At 49.3% G+C, this 18,331-nt stretch carries 15 protein-coding genes; 13 read left to right on the plus strand and 2 right to left on the minus strand.

All coding sequences use genetic code 11. The features are described from left to right. The first annotated feature begins 176 nt into the window (after positions 1-176). From ACFQ0N_RS28130 to ACFQ0N_RS28140, 3 genes are read left to right on the plus strand one after another with little or no spacing between them, the layout of a single operon-like run. Positions 177-2,150: a hypothetical protein gene (locus tag ACFQ0N_RS28130; protein WP_379332679.1), complete on the plus strand. Its 1,974-nt coding sequence runs from the start codon at positions 177-179 to the stop codon at positions 2,148-2,150. Next, positions 2,143-2,304 (plus strand): hypothetical protein, encoded by a 162-nt coding sequence (locus ACFQ0N_RS28135; protein WP_379332681.1) that lies wholly within the window; start codon positions 2,143-2,145, stop codon positions 2,302-2,304. The genes ACFQ0N_RS28130 and ACFQ0N_RS28135 overlap by 8 nt, the downstream gene beginning before the upstream one ends. 16 nt (positions 2,305-2,320) lie before the next feature. Continuing rightward, positions 2,321-4,651, plus strand: coding sequence for a glycosyl hydrolase (locus tag ACFQ0N_RS28140; RefSeq protein ID WP_379332683.1), 2,331 nt, complete (start codon positions 2,321-2,323; stop codon positions 4,649-4,651). A gap of 165 nt (positions 4,652-4,816) precedes the next feature. On the opposite strand, the gene ACFQ0N_RS28145 is transcribed toward ACFQ0N_RS28140, so the two are convergent. Beyond that, complete coding sequence (locus ACFQ0N_RS28145; protein WP_379332685.1) at positions 4,817-5,566, minus strand: helix-turn-helix transcriptional regulator; 750 nt, start codon at positions 5,564-5,566, stop codon at positions 4,817-4,819. Positions 5,567-5,919: 353 nt separating this feature from the next. Here ACFQ0N_RS28145 and ACFQ0N_RS28150 point away from each other — a divergent pair, with 353 nt between their 5' ends. From ACFQ0N_RS28150 to ACFQ0N_RS28190, 9 genes are all read left to right on the plus strand, one after another. Next, positions 5,920-6,873 (plus strand): nucleoside hydrolase, encoded by a 954-nt coding sequence (locus ACFQ0N_RS28150; RefSeq protein WP_379332687.1) that lies wholly within the window; start codon positions 5,920-5,922, stop codon positions 6,871-6,873. Further along, positions 6,866-8,440, plus strand: coding sequence for an ABC transporter substrate-binding protein (locus ACFQ0N_RS28155; RefSeq protein WP_379332689.1), 1,575 nt, complete (start codon positions 6,866-6,868; stop codon positions 8,438-8,440). Before ACFQ0N_RS28150 ends, ACFQ0N_RS28155 begins: the two co-directional genes overlap by 8 nt. 66 nt (positions 8,441-8,506) lie before the next feature. Continuing rightward, positions 8,507-8,968 (plus strand): Ig-like domain-containing protein, encoded by a 462-nt coding sequence (locus ACFQ0N_RS28160; protein ID WP_379332691.1) that lies wholly within the window; start codon positions 8,507-8,509, stop codon positions 8,966-8,968. 37 nt (positions 8,969-9,005) lie between these two features. Further along, entirely contained in the window at positions 9,006-9,911 is a 906-nt protein-coding gene (locus ACFQ0N_RS28165) for a carbohydrate ABC transporter permease (protein WP_379332693.1), read from the plus strand. Positions 9,912-9,932: 21 nt separating this feature from the next. Continuing rightward, positions 9,933-10,760, plus strand: a complete 828-nt coding sequence (locus tag ACFQ0N_RS28170; RefSeq protein WP_379332695.1) for a carbohydrate ABC transporter permease — start codon at positions 9,933-9,935, stop codon at positions 10,758-10,760. Between the two features lie 115 nt (positions 10,761-10,875). Continuing rightward, positions 10,876-11,985 carry an ABC transporter ATP-binding protein gene (locus tag ACFQ0N_RS28175; RefSeq protein WP_379332697.1) on the plus strand — a complete coding sequence of 370 codons (1,110 nt, stop codon included), beginning with the start codon at positions 10,876-10,878 and terminating at the stop codon, positions 11,983-11,985. A 15-nt stretch (positions 11,986-12,000) separates the two neighbouring features. Continuing rightward, the gene (locus tag ACFQ0N_RS28180) at positions 12,001-13,560 is read left to right on the plus strand and encodes a glycine betaine ABC transporter substrate-binding protein (protein WP_379332699.1); all 1,560 of its coding nucleotides are present in this window, start codon (positions 12,001-12,003) and stop codon (positions 13,558-13,560) included. Positions 13,561-13,627: 67 nt separating this feature from the next. Then, complete coding sequence (locus ACFQ0N_RS28185) at positions 13,628-14,635, plus strand: asparaginase (RefSeq protein ID WP_379332701.1); 1,008 nt, start codon at positions 13,628-13,630, stop codon at positions 14,633-14,635. 28 nt (positions 14,636-14,663) lie between these two features. Beyond that, on the plus strand, positions 14,664-15,362 hold the full coding sequence (locus ACFQ0N_RS28190; protein ID WP_379332703.1) for a copper homeostasis protein CutC: 699 nt from the start codon (positions 14,664-14,666) through the stop codon (positions 15,360-15,362). Between the two features lie 344 nt (positions 15,363-15,706). Here the strand turns inward: ACFQ0N_RS28190 and pepT are convergent, their stop codons facing one another. After that, positions 15,707-16,951 carry a peptidase T gene (pepT, locus tag ACFQ0N_RS28195; RefSeq protein ID WP_379332705.1) on the minus strand — a complete coding sequence of 415 codons (1,245 nt, stop codon included), beginning with the start codon at positions 16,949-16,951 and terminating at the stop codon, positions 15,707-15,709. Between the two features lie 337 nt (positions 16,952-17,288). On the opposite strand from pepT, the gene ACFQ0N_RS28200 reads away from it, so the two are divergent. Further along, positions 17,289-17,972 carry a TerC family protein gene (locus ACFQ0N_RS28200; protein ID WP_379332707.1) on the plus strand — a complete coding sequence of 228 codons (684 nt, stop codon included), beginning with the start codon at positions 17,289-17,291 and terminating at the stop codon, positions 17,970-17,972. The last annotated feature ends 359 nt before the right edge of the window (positions 17,973-18,331 follow it).

Consider the following 18,331-nt stretch of genomic DNA (forward strand, 5'->3'; position numbering starts at 1 on the left):
GCCGCTTTTTGGCTTTCAAATAAGCGGGGAGACAGGGCTTTGAGTCATGCGGACAGATATCGCCAAATTCGCATAGAATTCAACCATATCGGGATAGATAGGTGCCAGCCGGCATGTTATTTTTAATTCGTTCCTCTAAACTGCTCAGCCTATTCACATGAAACGGAGGTATGATGATGTTGAAGAAGACCATTTATATGACAATTTGTTGCGCTGCTTTCGCTATGCTTTTTTTGCTTACAGCCCGTACTGGCGAGGCTTCTGCCGCGACGTATTATGTAAGCGATTCCGCAGGCAGCGACAGCAACAGCGGTACAAGTGTTTCGGCGCCGTGGAAGACGCTGGCTAAGGTTTCCGGCATGACATTCAGCACGGGCGACCAAATTTTGTTGAAATCCGGGGATACGTGGACCGGACAAACGTTGACACTGCACGGGGATGGCACGCCGGCAAATCCAATTGTTCTGTCCTCCTATGGAACGGGCAGCAAGCCGGTCATCGCGCCAGGCATGATGGATTCGATTTGCATTTCTATGGATGGCCTTAGCGGCTGGAGCATCAGCAATCTGGAGCTGAAAAATGCGATGATCGGCATTATGCTGACGTATAACGATGTCTATGACAAGAGCTATATTCACATCGACAATATGGTGTTCCGGCACATGAATCATACGTATAACAGTGCGCCGGAAACGTACCAGCATATATCGGCAGGGGTCGATGTACGCGGCTTGCAGCCTTGGCCGGGTGGGCAGGCCGGGGATGCAACCGATTTCAGCATCAAACGGACGGCGCTCGACGATTTCTCACTCACCAATTCCTTCTTCTACGACTGCGATACAGCCAACTTCTTCGGCCGGGTCGGGATCGGGTTTATGCATGAGGTGAATGCACCGAAATTTACAAATGTTGTGATGTCTAATTTGTATACGGAAAATGGCGGCATGTGGGGATTCGATTTTCATTGGATCGAAGGCGGGACGATGACCAATCTGCGTGTGAATGGTCTTGGGAGCGTGTATAACCCGTTTGGCGTTGGAGGAATTATCGTGCAGGTGTGCAGAGATTTAATATTCGATGGGGGCGAACTGGGCGATATCAGGCGCAATGCAGCTCTCTATGACGGGGTCGGGTTCGATTTCGAAGGAGCAAACGAGAATATTACGCTGAAAAACTATTACATCCATGACACGGATGCCGAAGGCGTTTTTATTTTCAATAATGCCGGGGTTAACAAAAATATGAAAATGGAGAACAATGTGATTGCCAATTATGCCAAAAATCCGGGTGTTCCGGATGAAAACTTCGCTGTCCGCATTCTAGGAAACTCTACGGGCGCGATTACAGGTACGCAATTCATCAACTACAAGCCTTCTGCCGGTATGTTCAATGTGATGCCAGCGTCATTAACGTATACGAACAATCATGTATACGGAACTCAGAACTGGAATTTCGACCCGGCAAGCGCGGCCAATGATTTTCAACAATGGGTCATGGCTCATGAGCTGAGCGGGAACGTATCCGGCGGCATGCTGACGCTCACGTCTACCGGGGGCGATCCGTATATGATTTCTGCGGAAGGACTTGATCTGGACTCATCCAATCGTTATTTCAGGATCAGGCTAAAAAACAATACGAATGCGACACAAGCGCAGGTGTTTTTCAAAACGAATGCGGATACTGTCTTTACACAAGTCAAATCAAAATGGTTCACAATCGCGCCCAATATGACTGATTACGCCGAATATGTAGTCGACATGGGTACTGTAAGCGGCTGGAATGGAACGATTAAGCAGCTCAGGTTTGATCCATTTGAAACTTCAGGGTCAATGAACATCGATTATATTGCGTTAACAAATACAGCAGCCGGTATTCCTGTAGCTAATGCCGGTTTTGAAAATCCTGCAACGGCAACATATATCTACGGCCCATTGACTATGGACCTTCAGCAGTTTCGCCGGTGTTCAGCGCAACGGAAGCGGCTTTGGGGCCCAAAATGCGCCCGAGGGCAATCAGACAGGCTTCGTGCAGGGTATAGCCTCGATGGAACAGAATGTGGCCTTCACGGCAGGCCTTCATACGATCCGCTTCCAAGCGGCGATGAGAACGGGCTATGGCGGCCGGCAGAGCTTCGACGTCTATGTGGATGATAGGAAAGTAGGGATGTACTCGCCCGATTCGGCGGAATTTATGACATACGAGACGGGTGCTTTCTATACGGCGGCTGGCACACATACCATCAAGTTCCAAGGGACAATTGCGGGCGATAATACAGCTTTTATCGATGCAGTGTCTGTGAAGTAACGGGAAGGGGCAATTTGTGTTGAAAAAATGGCGGGCAGCAGCAGTAGTGGTCATCGGAATTGCAGCCATTGTAGTTGCGATGAATCGGATGAATGATGATGGGAAAGGAAGCAAGCGACTGATGAGCGAGCAGAACACAAAAAATGAAGCTACTAACCAAAAGCCGGATAAACCAGATCTGCCAGATATATCGTCCAACAAGCAGGCAGCTGAGAAACCGCCTCCGTTTAACGAGGCAGAATTCAAAAATCCAAACATAAAATACCGGCCCTTGCTGATGATCCATGAAAATCTGCATACAGGTGTAATTAAAAAAATCAAGGATTTGGGCTATGGCGGAATGGTAACCAATGTTCCTTATCAAGGCTATTTGCAGAATGAAGAGTATTGGGAGATATTGAAACAAAATGTGGAGTATGCCATCGATAAGCTAGGTCTCCGCGTATGGATCTACGACGAAAAAGGCTACCCGAGCGGTACGGCGGGCGGACTTGTGCTAAAAGAGCGTCCGGACCTGGAAGCGCAAGGTCTGGCGGTCATTGAGAAAGAGGTAGCTGCGAAAGGCGATGTTGTCATCAACCATCCACAAGGGCATGGGAAAGTAGTGTCAGTCAGCGCCTACCCCGGCAGCTTGGAAAACTTTCAGCTAGATGCTGCCACTGATCTCACCGCCTTTTTGGATGATACAGGAAATCTGAAATGGAAAGCCCCGGATGGAGAATGGGTTGTTTTTTATTTCGTGCAAAAACCTTTCTATGAAGGCACGCATGCCGTCAACAATTGGTATGAACAGCGCAGATATATCAATCTGCTAGAGAAAGAAGCGACCGAGAAATTTATTGATGTCACACATCGTCAATACTTTGAGCGGCTCGGCTCGTATTTTGGTAAGGGGATCGAAGCGTTTTTCACTGATGAGCCGGCCTTGACAGGAACGTATTTGACTTCACCGCCCCGTCAGCCGGCCGTACTGGATCAGCCGGACCCGGATGTGCCCTTGTTAAAAACATTAAACTGGGGGAATCAGCTGGCTGATGTCTTCAAACAGCGCCGGGGCTACGATTTGCTTCCCGTGCTGCCTTATTTGGCGGCCGGTACAAGCAAAGAAGCGCGGCAGGTGCGTTTGGACTACTACCAGACATTAGCGGAGCTAGTTGTAGAGAGCTATTTTGAACCGCTGGAGAAGTTCTGCGGCGAGACAGGGGTAGCTTGCTCCGGGCATTTACTGCTGGAAGAGGAGATGTTCCACCAGGCGGTTTACGAGGGTAATTTGCTGGAAATTTACCGTCATATGCAGATGCCGGGGATTGACTTGCTCACCGCCTATCCGAAACTGGCCAAAGAATGGGCGGTCACGACGGCCAAGCTGGCGAGCTCATCCGCTTATTTTTATGGAAAAGAGCATGTGATGAGCGAGATTTCGGATGCTTTTGACGGAGAAAAGGCGGATTTTCTTGGACGGCTGGCTGCGATAGCGGTTCAATTTGCCTTTGGCGTGGATCATTTCAACTCCTATTACGAATATGACCGGATGAGCGACGAGGAGAACCAGCAATTTGCCAACTTCGTTGGCAGGATCGGCTACATGATGGACAGCGGAGCTCAATCCGCCCAAATCGCCGTTTATTACCCGGTTGAAAGCGTGTGGGAGCAGACCCTTCCACCGATGTCGCTCAACGCTGCCGATTATGCAGCAGGAGCCGTGGCGATCAGTAACAATTTTAAACAAGTAGCGCTTAGCCTTGTCGATCGTCAAATGGATTTTAACTATCTGGACACCGAAGGCATATTGTCCTGCAAGCTGGAAGACGGGAAGCTGGTTACGCCGGCTGGTCAGCGCTATGAAGCGCTAGTCATTCCTAATTCCACTGTGCTTGATGCCAGGCTGGCAGCCAAGCTGCTGCAAATTGCCGACGCAGGCATCCGCCTCGTTGTACAGGGCGGCAGTCCGTCACTTATACGGACAGAGCAGGGGCTGACGGAAGCGGGGGATTTGTATGGCGAGCTTGCCAAGCGCAGCACTGTCCTGCGGGTAAAGGACGCTGCGGAGGTCGCCGAGCAGTTGCGACCGCTGGTTAAAGCGGAACTGCTGCTCGATAAACCTCATCCCGAACTGATTACTTTCAAAAAATCGGGAACGTCTGGAGACACTTTCCTGCTCGTGAATACTTCCGATGAAGCTCAAAGCCTGTCGATCCAGTTCAACACAACTGCCAAACAAGCGAAGCTATGGGATCCGATCACAGGAGCAGTAGAGCCGCTTACTGTTACTGAGCTGGAAGGGTACAAAAAAGCGTCATTGGATTTCCAGGGTCGCCAGACATGGATTGTCACTTTCGAACCATAGAGACGCGCGCTGTCCCAATAAGGTGAAACTGTTCCAAAGGTACATTCCCTGCTAGCAACAAGTTGTCACTTAGTGAAAAAAAGCGTAAGTTCTAGGGCATGTGGAGCCTTGGAACTTACGCTTTTTTGCTACTTCGCAGCTCCTCCGGACATCAGATCCCTCCCATTATTGAATAAAGTGACTGCGCTTGAAGTCGCTTGGTGTCAGTCCGGTCAGTTTGCGGAAGGTGCTGGAAAACTGGGAACTGTTTGAGAAACCGCAATCCTGGGATATCGCGCTCATCGTCAGATCGGTGGAGAGCATCAGTTTTTTGGCATGCTCGATACGTTTATTGATGATATAGCTTAATGGGGACTCGCCAGTCTTATCCTTGAAAATATGCCGGAAATGGTCATAGCTGTAGCCCGTTATTTTGGCCAGAGACGGCAAATCAATGTCCTGATTGAAGTTTTCATTGATGTAGTTCTCGGTGTATTCAAATAACTCAAGGAAGGAGCGGGCTGAGCGCATGCGTTCGATTTCAACGAGAAACTCGTTGAGCAGCAGCTGCACCTTCAACTGATAGTAGAGCCGCTGCGACAAAAGTTCATGTTTTAGCTTATTGACAAGCTGCATAAGCAGTGAAGAACGGTCCGGATACACGCCATTCTCCAGATGAATGGAAGCGCTATTATTTAATTTAAAGCCAATACAGAGCAGTTCCGTAGCTTCATGATGAATCTCGCTATGTCCGGTTTGCGGGCGGATGAGGCTAAACGTATTTTTCTCGTAAGCGTATTCAACGTTGCCGATGGTCGTTGCTCCCGATCCGGTAATGTAATAAACCAGCTCATAGCAATTGTGATGATGCAGTGTAATTTCAGTTTCTGGTTTGTGATAGAACATAAATGAGAACTCTAGCTGATTGGAAAACATGACCAGTCTCCTTTATCACCAAAATGAACAAACTAATTTTTGCACCAAAACCAGTATGATAATAATCATCGCATTTTTTTACTTTTGTTGTCCAGATAGAATAACCATTTCTGAATAATGTTCAACCATTTAAAGATAGATGGAACGGGTTGGATTATGATAGATTTTTATTAGCATCACCCACTGCTAACTGTGGTGTAAGAGAACTCGACATGAGGGGGGCTTCTGGGCTAATGTATAGGCCGGCGCCGGGAAAGCTTGCGTAGACTCATATAAGAGCGCTTTCTTAGCGGCGGTAGGATGTATGATGGTACGGTTTCAGTTTCTTGGTTACACGAAGGAGGTAATAAAAAGTGTCATTAGTTTCGGATTCCCGTCAGAAAGTCATCATCGATACCGATATCGGGGACGACATCGACGATGCGCTCGCCTTGTTTCTGGCCCTGAGATCGCCTGAGCTAGAGATTGCGGGGATTACGACAGTTTATAAGAACGTACAGGCACGTGCTCAGATTGTATCCAGTATGCTTCATGCTGCAGGGCGAAGCGACATTCCCGTTATTCCAGGGGCGAGCCGCCCGCTGCTCAGCGGAGAGCTTTACGGCAAGCCTGTTCAATTGGAGGAAATGCCCTTTCAGTTTTTGGATGAGATGCGTGAGCAGCCGGTTAGTGCGCAGCTTACGGCAACTGAGTTTATCATCCAGACTGCCCTTCAGGCAGAGCAGCCGATTACACTCATTACTTTGGGGGCGCTGACCAATGTTGCCCTGGCTTTAAGGGTGAAGCCGGAAATTGCTGCGAAGATCAGCAAAATCGTCGTTATGGGCGGCGCTTACGACATGAATGTATCCGAATACAACTTTTCATGTGACCCGATTGCGGCACAAATCGTGCTAGGCGCCGGGATCAAGATTATTGCAGTAGGGCTTGATGTAACTTTTCGCTGCTTGTTATCTGATGAGCAGACTGCAGCATTCCGGGAGAGCAAGGATAATGTGGCCAAGCTGATCATGAAGATGAGGCAGTATTGGCTGTCACACCATATTTATTTGCATGATCCGCTGGCCATTGCGGTGGCCTATCGAGAAGATTTCGTCACTTTAGAGCGGCGCAAAATCGATATCGAGACAAGAGGCGAGTATACACGCGGCATGTGTATCAATCTATCCGGACAAAATTGGCACCAAAATCCTGAGGAGAGTGATATATGGGTTTGCACGGCCGTGGATAGTGCCGCATTTATGGATTTTTATATGAAGCGTACAGTAACATCAGCACTTGAAAAGGAGAGTGGATGTTTTGCATAAAGGAAAATGGCAAACGGGCTTATTGATTAGTCTCGGTACGGCTTTAATGATTAGCGGTTGTTCAGGCGGCAATGGTGGCGGCAATACTGGCGGCAACAAGTTGGAGCAGAATGAAGCGCCCGCTCCCGAAACGACCAATCCTGAGGAAAATAAAGGCGGCATACCTGAAATTGCCGGCGGCCGCCCTGTTACTCTAACGGTGGATTTACATGGCTGGATGCCGACCATTAATAAAGAACCGACAGCGGAAAACCCGAATGTATTTCTGTCGTCGCAAAAAATCGCGGATGAATTTATGAAGCTTCATCCTAACGTTAAAATTGCTTGGGCGCGGACAAAACCGGTAGGAAAACTGCAAAATGAGATTGCGGAATGGCTGACAACGCAAATTTCGGCAGGTACAGCTCCGGCGATCACATTTACTTGGGGGAACAATTATTTGGATCGGGGCTGGTATGAGCCGCTTGACGATGCTTTGGCGACTCCCAATGAATATGTCTCGGGCAACTCCAAGTGGAGCGAGCTTTTCCCCGACTATTTGATGAGTCACCGCTCTCTCGTGGATAACGACAAGAAACCGGTTGCCATTCCGCTCGTCCTTTATTCGGGGCCGGCAACGGGCTATTACTATAATAAAGATCTGTTCGAGAGTCTAGGAATTGAGCCGCCAAAAGATTGGGAGCAGATGTTTACAAATGCCAAGCTGCTGAAAGAAAAAGGGTATATACCTTTCACGCAGTGGGGCAATTTCAAGCAAATTGAGCTGGGACAGTGGAATCAGCAGTTCAGCATCGGCCCGTTCTTTGCAGCAGCGTTAATGGAGACGACCGATTATAACAAGGATGGTCAGGTAGATACATTGGAAACGTTGCGTGCTGTAAAAGCTGGAGTGTTTAGTCCGGTTGAGCATGAATATGCGCAAGAGATGTACAAACAATTAAAACGGATGTACACGGATCTGCTCCCGAAAGGATGGCAGAACACAGATTTCGGGAAGCCTTGGAACGATGGCAAGGTGGCGATGCGCGAGGAAGGTCTGTGGGCGCTGCAAGCCGAGAATGGCAACAAGCAGCGGTCTTTTGAGTTTGGTGTTGTCCCGGCGCCTCCAGTTACGAAGGCGACTTCCCCCCATGTTGCCGATGTTCAATATACGGAGAAAGGGCCTTTTCAGCCTGATCCGGATTTGTCGCTGAACATCTTGAAGCCGATTGTAGCCGACAATCCTGATTTAAAAGAGGCGGCGATTGCTTTTCTGAAATATTTGACTGTACCGGAAAACATATCGATGATGGTGCTTGAGCAAGGGGCCTCGCTTGGGGCTGTAAAAGGCTCCGAAATCCCACCGTTATTAAATGACTGGATGAACAACTCCTTCCCTATTATGCCAAAAGCGTCTTGGCCGAATGCGTTCACTGATGAACAGGGGATTGCCTTGAACAAGCAATTTGAACTGTGGGTCAAAGGGGAAATCGATGATCAGACCTTCTTTGCAAAATGCAATGAAATTCAGCAAAAGAGTGCTGACGATTACATTAAGAAGATGAATGTTGATACAACAGGCTGGTAGACGAAGCATTCAGAGGGCGGCAGTGAAGACTGCCGCCCGCTCAAGCTGAGTAGAATGGAGATCCGCATGAAACGAAAATTAGTGATAACCGTTATGGTGCTGCTGACGCTTTCACTGCTGGCTGGATACGATGTTTATCGTTCTGGGCAGTTTCATATTGAGCTGGTTGCGATGGATCCAAAGGAGGCCCCAGCCGATGGTCAGTCTCCGGTCCGATTGCAGCTTCGGCTGACGGACAGTAAGGGACGACCGGTTGAAGGGCATTCTCTTTACGCTTTGCCAAGAGGCGGGGGAATTATGTCGGCTAGCCGGACGCTAACGGATGCAGAAGGTGAGGCGGTTTACACCTATTACCCATACAAAGCTTCGGCGCTGCAGCCGGCCAAAGATATTGAGGTTCGGATTATTGATGAGTCGAATTCGATTTTTTTTGAAATTAACGCCTCCACAACTGTAACCATTCCGCTCTATAAACCAGATAAAGAAGTTAAAAGCAACCATAATTTAAATGATATTTTTGGCGAATGATGCATCCATCATCGTGTACGGAAAGGAATGACGGGCGGTGAAATCCAGGTCGGCGTTAATTGCTTCCATTTGGGGCAGTCGCAAAGCCTATTTATTTTTGTCTCCATTGTTCATTGGTCTGATTCTATTTTGCTACTATCCGCCAATAAGCGGGATTTATCACTCTTTTTTCGATTGGGATAGTGTCGGAAAAGAGGTATTTGTCGGTCTTGACAACTACCGGGAGCTGTTTCGCGATCAAGTATTTCTCGACTCAATCCCTACAGCGTTTCTTATTCTTGTGCCAAGGCTCATTATCGGGATTGTAATTCCGCTAATTGCAGCTGAAATGATATTTAATGTCAGGAAAAAGAAAGCACAGTCAATCTATCGGGTGCTTATTTTGCTGCCTATCGTTGCACCGGGCGTCGTGGGCTTGCTAATTTGGAAAAACATTTACGATCCAGCCAACGGACTGCTTATATCGATCATGAAAGCTTTCGGCTGGATTGCGCCGGATGCAGTAATTGACTGGCTTGGCAGTGCCGACTTGATCATACCAAGTATTATTTTCATGGGGTTTCCTTGGATCGGTGGGACAAGTGTACTAATCTACATGGCAGGCTTGATGAATATTTCAACTGAAGTTATAGAGTCGGCTGAATTGGACGGGGCAAGCTTGCTGCGGAGGATATGGCATATTGATCTTCCGCACCTCATGGGGCAGGTCCGTTTCTTCCTTATTTTCGGTATTATAGGCGGCTTGCAGGACTTCGGTATTCAGATCGTGCTGACTTCGGGCGGCCCCGGCTACAGTACCTATGTCCCTGCCTATTATATGTACGTTGAAGCATTCACAGCGGGACGCATGGGCTATGCGACCACGATCGGAACTGTAATGTTCATCGTTATTTTCTTGCTTAGCCTGTTCGCTTACCGGGGGATGAAGACGGAGACGAACTAATGGGAATGAGGAGATAGTGGAATGATAAAATCGAGAATGCTGCCTCAGTTAGTTTTGCATATCATTATTATCGTATTAATTATTTTGCTACTGTATCCGCTCGGCTTTACATTGTGGGGAGCTTTCAAGTCGGAGGTTGCCTATACGACTTCACGTTGGTATCCTACGTTTCCTTTGCGGATCAGCAATGTGGGAAGTGCTTTCACAAGTGTATGGCGCTATCTGCTTAATACTGTTTTTGTAGCAGGAGTGGGTACAGGAGGGATGCTGCTTATCGCTTCCCTTGCCGCTTTTACTTTTGCAAGAATGAAATTTTTCGGTAAAGAGTTTCTCTATATGTCTATTTTAGCTTTAATGATGATTCCAGGCGCCTTGACGCTCGTTCCGGGCTATATGCTGTATAAAACATTCGGCTTGCTTAATACGTATTGGGTGCTTATTCTCCCCCTTGTAACCGGAGGACCGATCTTTGGCGTATTTTTGCTTCGCTCCTTCTTTGAAGGAATCCCGAAGGATTACTTTGAGGCTGCCCAGATGGACGGCGCGCATGATTTCAAGCTGTACTACCGTATTGCCCTTCCGCTGTGCATCCCGATTATGGGTACTTTGGCCATTATGCAAATTGTTGGCGCATGGAATGAATACTTGTGGCCGATGATCACGATTTCCGATCATGAGATGCTGACAATTGCTGCGGGATTGCTTATTAGTTTTACCGGACAATATGTCACGAATATGCCAGTCACCTTTGGCGGGTATGTCGTAGCGTCGCTGCCGCTAATATTGCTCTTTACATTTACGAACCGCTATTACGTGCAAGGGCTGCTCTCCACAGCAATCAAGCTGTAAAAGCAAGACCTTAATGGCTGCTCAATCTATGGGCGGCCTTTTTGCCGTGTTTGCGTAAAAATACCAGCTCTTGGACAAAATAGGGTCAACTATTTTGGAGGCTGGAGGACGGCAGATGATCCAATTTAAAAATGTAACAAAGAAATACCATGATGGAACGCTTGCTTTGAAGGGAATTAATCTTGAAATCAAGGCAGGCGAGCTGATCACATTAATTGGGCCGAGCGGCTGCGGCAAAACGACAACGATGAAAATGATTAACCGGCTGGCAGAGCCGACATCCGGGCAAATATTAGTGGACGGCCAAGATATTTCGACGTTGAACCCGGTGGAGCTGCGCCGCAATATTGGCTATGTCATTCAGCAGATTGGGCTGTTTCCGCATATGAGAATTAAAGAAAATGTCGCAATCGTGCCAAAGCTGAAAAAGATCAGCAGGGATGTCTACGAAAAGCGGGTAGATGAGCTGCTGGATATGGTCGGGCTTGACCCGGCCCAGTATCGCGACCGTTATCCCGCGGAATTGAGCGGCGGCCAGCAGCAGCGAATCGGCGTTATTCGGGCATTGGCTGCCGAACCGTCGATTATTTTGATGGATGAGCCGTTCAGTGCGCTCGATCCGATTAGCCGCGAGCAATTGCAGGATGAATTGGTGCGGCTGCAGGAGGAAGTAAAGAAAACGATCGTTTTCGTATCTCATGATATGGATGAAGCACTCAAGATAGCAGACAGGATCGTGCTGATGAAGGAGGGCGAGGTTGTACAGTTCGACACGCCCGATCGCATTATAAGACGGCCTAAAAACGACTTTGTCCGTCATTTTATTGGCGGCAACCGCTTGAACGAGTCGGAGCAGCTGACTGTGGAAGATGTCATGATTACAAATCCGGTGACTGTCTTTTTGTCACGGGGCCTTGCTCATGGGGCAAAATTGATGAAGCAGCACCGCGTTAACAGTTTGCTGGTGACTGACAGATATCGTCATCTGAAAGGTATTGTTACACGAGAGATGCTGGAGGAGCGGTATCACCAGGAAGACTTGTCGCTGCAGCAAATTATGAAGTCGGATGTAGTATCCGTAGCTGTTGGCACAATGGTGACAGAAGCGGTGGAAGTGATGAAGCAGCATGGGCTCAGCAATCTGCCTGTCGTTAATGAGAACGGCCAATTGGCCGGCTTGGTGACCAATTCCAGTCTGGTCGATGCGTTGTTGAAACAAATATAATGGAGGAAATAAACGATGAATTTGTGGGATATGATCGTCAGTCGTTGGGATGATATTGCAGCGGCAACTTTGGAACATATTCAAATCTCCTTTATTGCGCTGATAATCGCCATATTTATTTCGATTCCGACAGGACTGGCTTTAACGCGTTTTCCGCGGCTGGCTTCACCGGTTATCGGCATCGCCTCCCTGTTTCAAACGATCCCCAGCCTGGCGCTGCTCGGCTTTATGATTCCGGTGCTTGGCATCGGGATTACGCCGGCTATCGTGGCGCTGACGGTCTATGCGCTGCTGCCTATTTTACGCAATACCTATACCGGTATTATGAACGTGGAAAAGCCGATAAAAGAGGCGGGCATCGGGATGGGAATGACGAGCTGGCAGGTGATGACGAAGGTAGAACTGCCGCTTGCGCTCAATGTCATTATGGCTGGTATTCGGACGGCGACGGTGATGCTGATCGGCGTTGCAACGCTTGCTTCCTTAATTGGCGCGGGTGGTTTGGGCGATTTGATTTTCCGCGGCATTTCTACTGTCAATACGGAATTGATTTTGGCGGGCACGATTCCAGCGGCGCTGCTGGCGCTTATTTTTGACTTTTTGCTGGAGCGTATGGAAAGGGCGGTAACGCCGAGGGGGATTCGCCAAAAAACGAAGCGTTCCTCCAAGTTCATCAAAGGGCTAGAGATTGTGCTGGGAGTTGCTGTGGCCGCGCTGATTGTGTACGGCTTTATCGGCCAGTCGGGCGCCGGCAAGGAGAATACGGTTGTCGTTGGCGGCAAAAATTATACCGAGCAGGATATTTTGGTGCATATGTTGTCATCCCTTATCGAAGCCAAGACGGATTTGCATGTCGCGCGCAAGCCGTTTTTGGGCGGATCGCAAGTGACGCACAGTGCAATGGTGAAGGGGGACATCGATATTTATACAGAATATACGGGAACGGGGTGGACTTCCGTATTGCGTGAGCAGCCGCTCGGCGGCGACCCGGACGTAACCTATCAAAAGGTGAAAGCGGCGTATGAGCGGCAATTCAACATCATATGGCTGAAGCCGCTGGGCTTCAATAATACATACACATTAGCAATGAAAAGAGAGCAGGCGGAAAAAGCGGGCATCACGACATTTTCGGAGCTGGCAAAAGTATCGCCAGGGCTGGTGCTGGGAGCTACACACGAATTTCTGGAGCGCGCCGACGGTTTTGTCGGCCTGCAGAAAGTATATGGGATGAAATTCAAGGAGGCGAGGGGGCTTGATGCCGGGCTCACATACAGTGCGGTAAAGGAAGGGACAGTTGATGTGAATGATGCATTTGCCACTGACGGCCGCATTCAAGCCTTCAATCTGAAGGTGCTAAAGGACGATAAACAATTTTTCCCACCGTATTATGCAGTGCCGATTATTCGGAAGGATACGCTCGAGACACATCCGGAGCTGGCAGGGGTGCTGGAGCTGCTTGCCAGCAAGATCGACGATCAGACGATGTCGTCCTTGAACGGCAAAGTCGATCTGGACGGAAGACAGGCGCGGGATGTGGCGGAAGAGTGGCTGAAAGCATCAGGGTTGTTGGATTGATAAAAGCGTAGTATTGTTAGGGAGAAGAAACGGATCTGTACGAACCATGACGGGAGGCAAGGAATAGATGAAAGGTTTTATTCCATTAGTTGAAGAATATCGCGGCGGTACCTTGGAAAATGTTCATTACGGTGCGGTTTGTGTTGTCAATGAGCAGGGTGAGCTGCTGCTGCATGCCGGCGACCCGGAGCATATGACATTTCTCCGTTCTGCGGCCAAACCGTTTCAGGCTGTGCCGGTAATGCGGCGGCATATTGATGAGGTGTATGGCCTGGATGGTGCGGAGACAGCGCTGTTCGCAGCCTCTCATCGCGGGGAAGCCTTTCATATTGCAGCTTTGGAATCAATTGTACGCAAGGTGGGGATCGATGAGGAGATCTTTCACTGCAGCGCCACTTATCCGCTTAATGAAGAAGCGCGGGCGGAACGTCACCGCCATCATGAGGGCAAGCGCCGGTTATTCCACAATTGCTCCGGCAAGCATGCCGGGCTGATTGCGCTTAGCAAGCATATGGGCTGGGATGAGCGCACCTATTATGATCCTGAGCATCCGGTGCAGCAGGAAATTGTCGACACGCTATCCTCCTTCTCCGAGATTCCGCAAGCTGAAATTCCGCGCGGTATTGACGGCTGCGGCCTGCCCGTTTATGCGCTGCCGCTGCGCAATATTGCACTTTCTTATGTGAAGCTGGCTTGCCCGGATTTGCTTGAGGACGAAGAGATACGAGAAGCGGCTGCGCGGATTGCACAGCGGATGAATGAACATCCGGATATGATTGCAGATACGAAATTTGTTTGCTCCATGCTGCTCCGCGATCATAATTTGGTGGCCAAGGGCGGTGCTAAAGGGGTTTACGGAATTGGGCTGCGCAAGCAGCGGATCGGTATTGCCTTGAAAGTATCCGATGGAGCGGAGCATGTATGGCCATGCATTATTGCTTCTATTTTGCAGCAGCTGAATTATGAGAACACGGCAACAATTGAGCGTTTATATGAAGTGGAGTCGAATACGATCAAAAATGACGGCGGTACTGAGGTTGGGCAGCGCAAGGCGATCTTTACATTAAAAGCTTAAATGCAGTATGGGGCTGGAGGAGAAACGAATGCTATTGGAAGTGATTGCGACTTGTGTGGAGGATGCACAGCTCGCAGAGGCAAATGGTGCGGATCGGATCGAATTAATTACGGCGATTACTGAGGGCGGCTTGACGCCAGGGATCGGTATGGTCTCGCAGGTGGTACGAGCGGTGGATATACCAGTACAGGTTATGGTGCGGCCGCATAGCCGTTCCTTTGTATACAGTAAAGCGGATGTCGATACGATGCTTGCCGAGATCGAAGCAATTGGCGCTGCGGGGGCGGCAGGTATCGTAATTGGCGCGTTGACGGCGGAAGGCACGATCAATGAGCAGGTACTCGAACAGTTGCTGGCAGCTGCCGGCAAGCTGGATGTTACCTTTCATCGGGCATTCGATGAGCTAGCTGATCAAGCTGCCGGCCTAAGGACGCTGGCCCGCTATCCGCAAATATCCCGAGTGCTCACATCGGGCGGCCTGCAGCCAGCGCCGGAAGCAATCCCTGCTATCCGCCAACTGGTCTCTTTATCGCAGGAGAATGGGCCCCGCATATTGGCAGGCTATGGCCTGACTCCGGAAGGGATCGCCTCATTTGTAGCGCAGACGGGCGTTACAGAAGTGCACTTCGGTTCGGCTGTGCGGGTTGGACGCCAAGGGCTGGCGCCGATCGATCCGCAGCAGGTTCAGGCAGTGTCCCGTACGTTGCGCGAGATGAGCACGTATTAAAAGAGAAGAGTGACAGTGATTTGAAACGGGCTTCTCATGATGCAAAGCATGGGGCCCGTTTTTGTTATCAGAAACCTCAAATTGGCTGGTTAAATGGATTTCCTGCAGTTAGTTTTCAGCTTTGTGGGCAAATTAGCCAGACTAAATGAGAATTCCTGCAGTTAGAAGTGGGAAATACCGATGGGTGGCCCGGTTGGTTCCGAACTAGCTGCATAAATTCCAGTTAGCTTGCAAAAAATCGTCTGTTTTGGCTCATTAAATGCATAAAATCCAGTTAGAGGCCCACGTCGTCGCTCTCGCAGCCTCATCGGGGCCCCTTTTCAGGGGCTGGCCGATGACTGATATTATTTACTGCCCGCTTGCTGCTCGTACAGCTTAGCGATCTCAACAATGACCTGGACTGCCTTGACCATGTTGTCCGCCGAAATATATTCGTAGCGGCCGTGATAGTTCTCGCCCCCGGTAAATATATTGGGCGTAGGCAGCCCCATATAGGAAAGCTGCGAGCCGTCTGTTCCTCCGCGAATCGGCTCGATCACTGGAGTAATGCCCAGGCTGGTCATCGCTTGATGGACGATATCGACGATCTGGCGCACCGGTTCAATTTTGTCCCGCATATTATAGTACTGGTCTTTCAACTCCAGCACGATGCGCTCTGCTCCGTACCGAGCTTTCAGTTCATCGACAATGGCGGTCATATAGGCTTTGCGCGCAGCGAAGGACTCCGCATCAAAGTCGCGAATGATATAATAGAGCCGGGTCAGCTCGGTATTGCCCTCGATTGATATCAGGTGATAGAAGCCTTCGTAGCCCTCTGTCTGTTCCGGGCATTGCTCGGCCGGCAGCTTGCTGTGGAGCTCCATAGCAATTTTCGCTGCATGCACCATTTTGTTTTTTGCCGTTCCGGGGTGTACATTTTTGCCGTAGCAGGTAATGTGCGCCGCCGCTGCGTTGAAGCTTTCATATTGAAGCTCGCCGAGCGGGCCTCCATCCATTGTATAAGCGTATACGGCGTCGAAGGCCGCTACATCAAAGCGATGCGGTCCGCGGCCGATTTCCTCATCCGGTGTGAAGGCGACGCGGATTCTGCCGTGCTTAATTTCAGGATGCTGAACGAGATATGCCATGGCGGTCATAATTTCTGCGATCCCCGCTTTATTATCCGCCCCAAGCAAGGTCGTTCCATCCGTAGTTATTAATGTGTGCCCTTTGTACTTGGCCAGTTCGGGAAACTCCTTGGGAGAAAGAATAATCTGCTCCTGTTTGTTCAGGACGATGTCGCCCCCGTCGTAGTTTTCTACAATTTGGGGATTAACATTTTTGCCGGTGAAGTCGGTTGCTGTGTCCATATGGGCCAGAAAGCCGATCGTCGGTATGTCCGAATGGCTTGAGTTCGCCGGCAATGTGGCCATCACGTAGCCATTGTCGTCGACGGTGACCTCTTCCATGCCGATGGCCTTCAGCTCGGCGACGAGTAAATGCGCAAGCGTCCATTGACCGGGCGTAGACGGACAGGAATCGCTGCTGTCATCGGATTGTGTGTCGATTTTAGCATAACGAATAAGCCGTTCCATAATGTCATTTTTCATCTTAGCCTCAACTCCTTGCTCTTATTGTATACGAAGTTTATCTGCTTTAAAAATAATTGCAAAATATCTTGATATTTGGGGCAATTAGATGGTATGATAGCAAAGCAAAGGGGAGTAGCTGTACAGCAACGTCGTCATTACGAGGAATAATATCCTCCGGCTTTGTTGGCAACTCGATTGTTAGCGAGACCTTTACAATACGGTAAAGGTTTATATTTTTTTAATGACCTTTACTTTATTGTAAAGGTCATTTTTGCGTTGTGAGAGGGGGATTCCCGGGGCGAGATACCGGCGACAGGCAAATCATTAAGCCATAATAAAGGAGCGGAACGAAACAATGGAGCTATTTACTGCAGAATTCTGGTCGGCGCTGCTGGCTATTGTCATTATTGATCTGGTCTTGGCTGGGGACAACGCCATTGTAATCGGGCTATCTGCCCGGAATCTCCCGAAAGATCAGCAAAAGAAGGTCATTATATGGGGGACGGTTGGCGCGATAATTGTTCGCTCACTGTTGACGTTGGCCGTCGTATGGCTGCTCAAAATTCCAGGGCTGCTTATGGTTGGCGGAGCGCTGCTCATCTGGATTGCCTATAAATTACTGACGGAAGAAAAGAATCACGATGTAAAATCGGCCGTAAATATATTCGCAGCGATCAAAACGATTATAATTGCAGATACGGTTATGGGGCTGGACAATGTGCTCGCGGTCGCGGGCGCGGCGCATGGAGATTTTCTGTTGGTCGTGCTCGGGCTGCTTGTCAGTGTGCCAATCGTCGTATGGGGCAGCACCCTTATTTTGAAATGGGTGGAGCGGTTCCCGGTAATTATTTATGTCGGAGCAGGGGTGCTGGCATGGACGGCGTCCAAAATGATTGTTGACGAACCCTTCGCCAAGACGTTCTTCAGCGAAAATCCGATTCTCAAATGGGGATTAATTGTAATCATAGTTGCGGGCGTTCTGCTGATGGGACTGCTGAAAAAGCAGAAACAAAAGCAAACTTCGGCGGATGTATCCTGAGTGGACAAAATTCCACATGATGGGTGAGGAAAATTTTTACAGCAGGCTTGACTTTGCGACAGTAAACCGATTATGCTGGCACTATTGACATCCTCCCCCGCCTACACTTTGCTTAGAGGCGGGGATTCCCCTTATTCGCCTCATTAGCGAGAAGCAGGTTCAGTTACCGTTACCTTAGGAATTTGTTTCATGATCACAGAAGAGGTTCGTACTCTCGCTTCTGTACCCGAATAAACTCCGGGGTTCAGTTCCGTCCATGTTGAACGTCTTTGGTGTGACGGATAGAACTTCTCGGTTAGGTATTCAGCACAGTCAGGTGCCTTATGCAAGGTATCTAGCCCTGCACAACGGCTTTTTAC

The sequence above is a fragment of the Paenibacillus sp. GCM10027626 genome (assembly GCF_042676285.1).
GTDB lineage: Bacteria > Bacillota > Bacilli > Paenibacillales > Paenibacillaceae > Paenibacillus_Z.

Excerpts from the sequence above, each read along its gene's own strand:
- ACFQ0N_RS28160 (WP_379332691.1), top strand. The coding sequence starts at position 8,507 with ATGAAACGAAAATTAGTGATAACCGTTATGGTGCTGCTGACGCTTTCA.
- ACFQ0N_RS28190 (WP_379332703.1), top strand. The coding sequence starts at position 14,664 with ATGCTATTGGAAGTGATTGCGACTTGTGTGGAGGATGCACAGCTCGCA.
- ACFQ0N_RS28185 (WP_379332701.1), top strand. The coding sequence starts at position 13,628 with ATGAAAGGTTTTATTCCATTAGTTGAAGAATATCGCGGCGGTACCTTG.
- ACFQ0N_RS28170 (WP_379332695.1), top strand. The coding sequence starts at position 9,933 with ATGATAAAATCGAGAATGCTGCCTCAGTTAGTTTTGCATATCATTATT.
- ACFQ0N_RS28145 (WP_379332685.1), bottom strand. The coding sequence starts at position 5,566 with ATGTTTTCCAATCAGCTAGAGTTCTCATTTATGTTCTATCACAAACCA.
- ACFQ0N_RS28180 (WP_379332699.1), top strand. The coding sequence starts at position 12,001 with ATGAATTTGTGGGATATGATCGTCAGTCGTTGGGATGATATTGCAGCG.
- ACFQ0N_RS28130 (WP_379332679.1), top strand. The coding sequence starts at position 177 with ATGTTGAAGAAGACCATTTATATGACAATTTGTTGCGCTGCTTTCGCT.
- pepT (WP_379332705.1), bottom strand. The coding sequence starts at position 16,951 with ATGAAAAATGACATTATGGAACGGCTTATTCGTTATGCTAAAATCGAC.
- ACFQ0N_RS28175 (WP_379332697.1), top strand. The coding sequence starts at position 10,876 with ATGATCCAATTTAAAAATGTAACAAAGAAATACCATGATGGAACGCTT.
- ACFQ0N_RS28200 (WP_379332707.1), top strand. The coding sequence starts at position 17,289 with ATGGAGCTATTTACTGCAGAATTCTGGTCGGCGCTGCTGGCTATTGTC.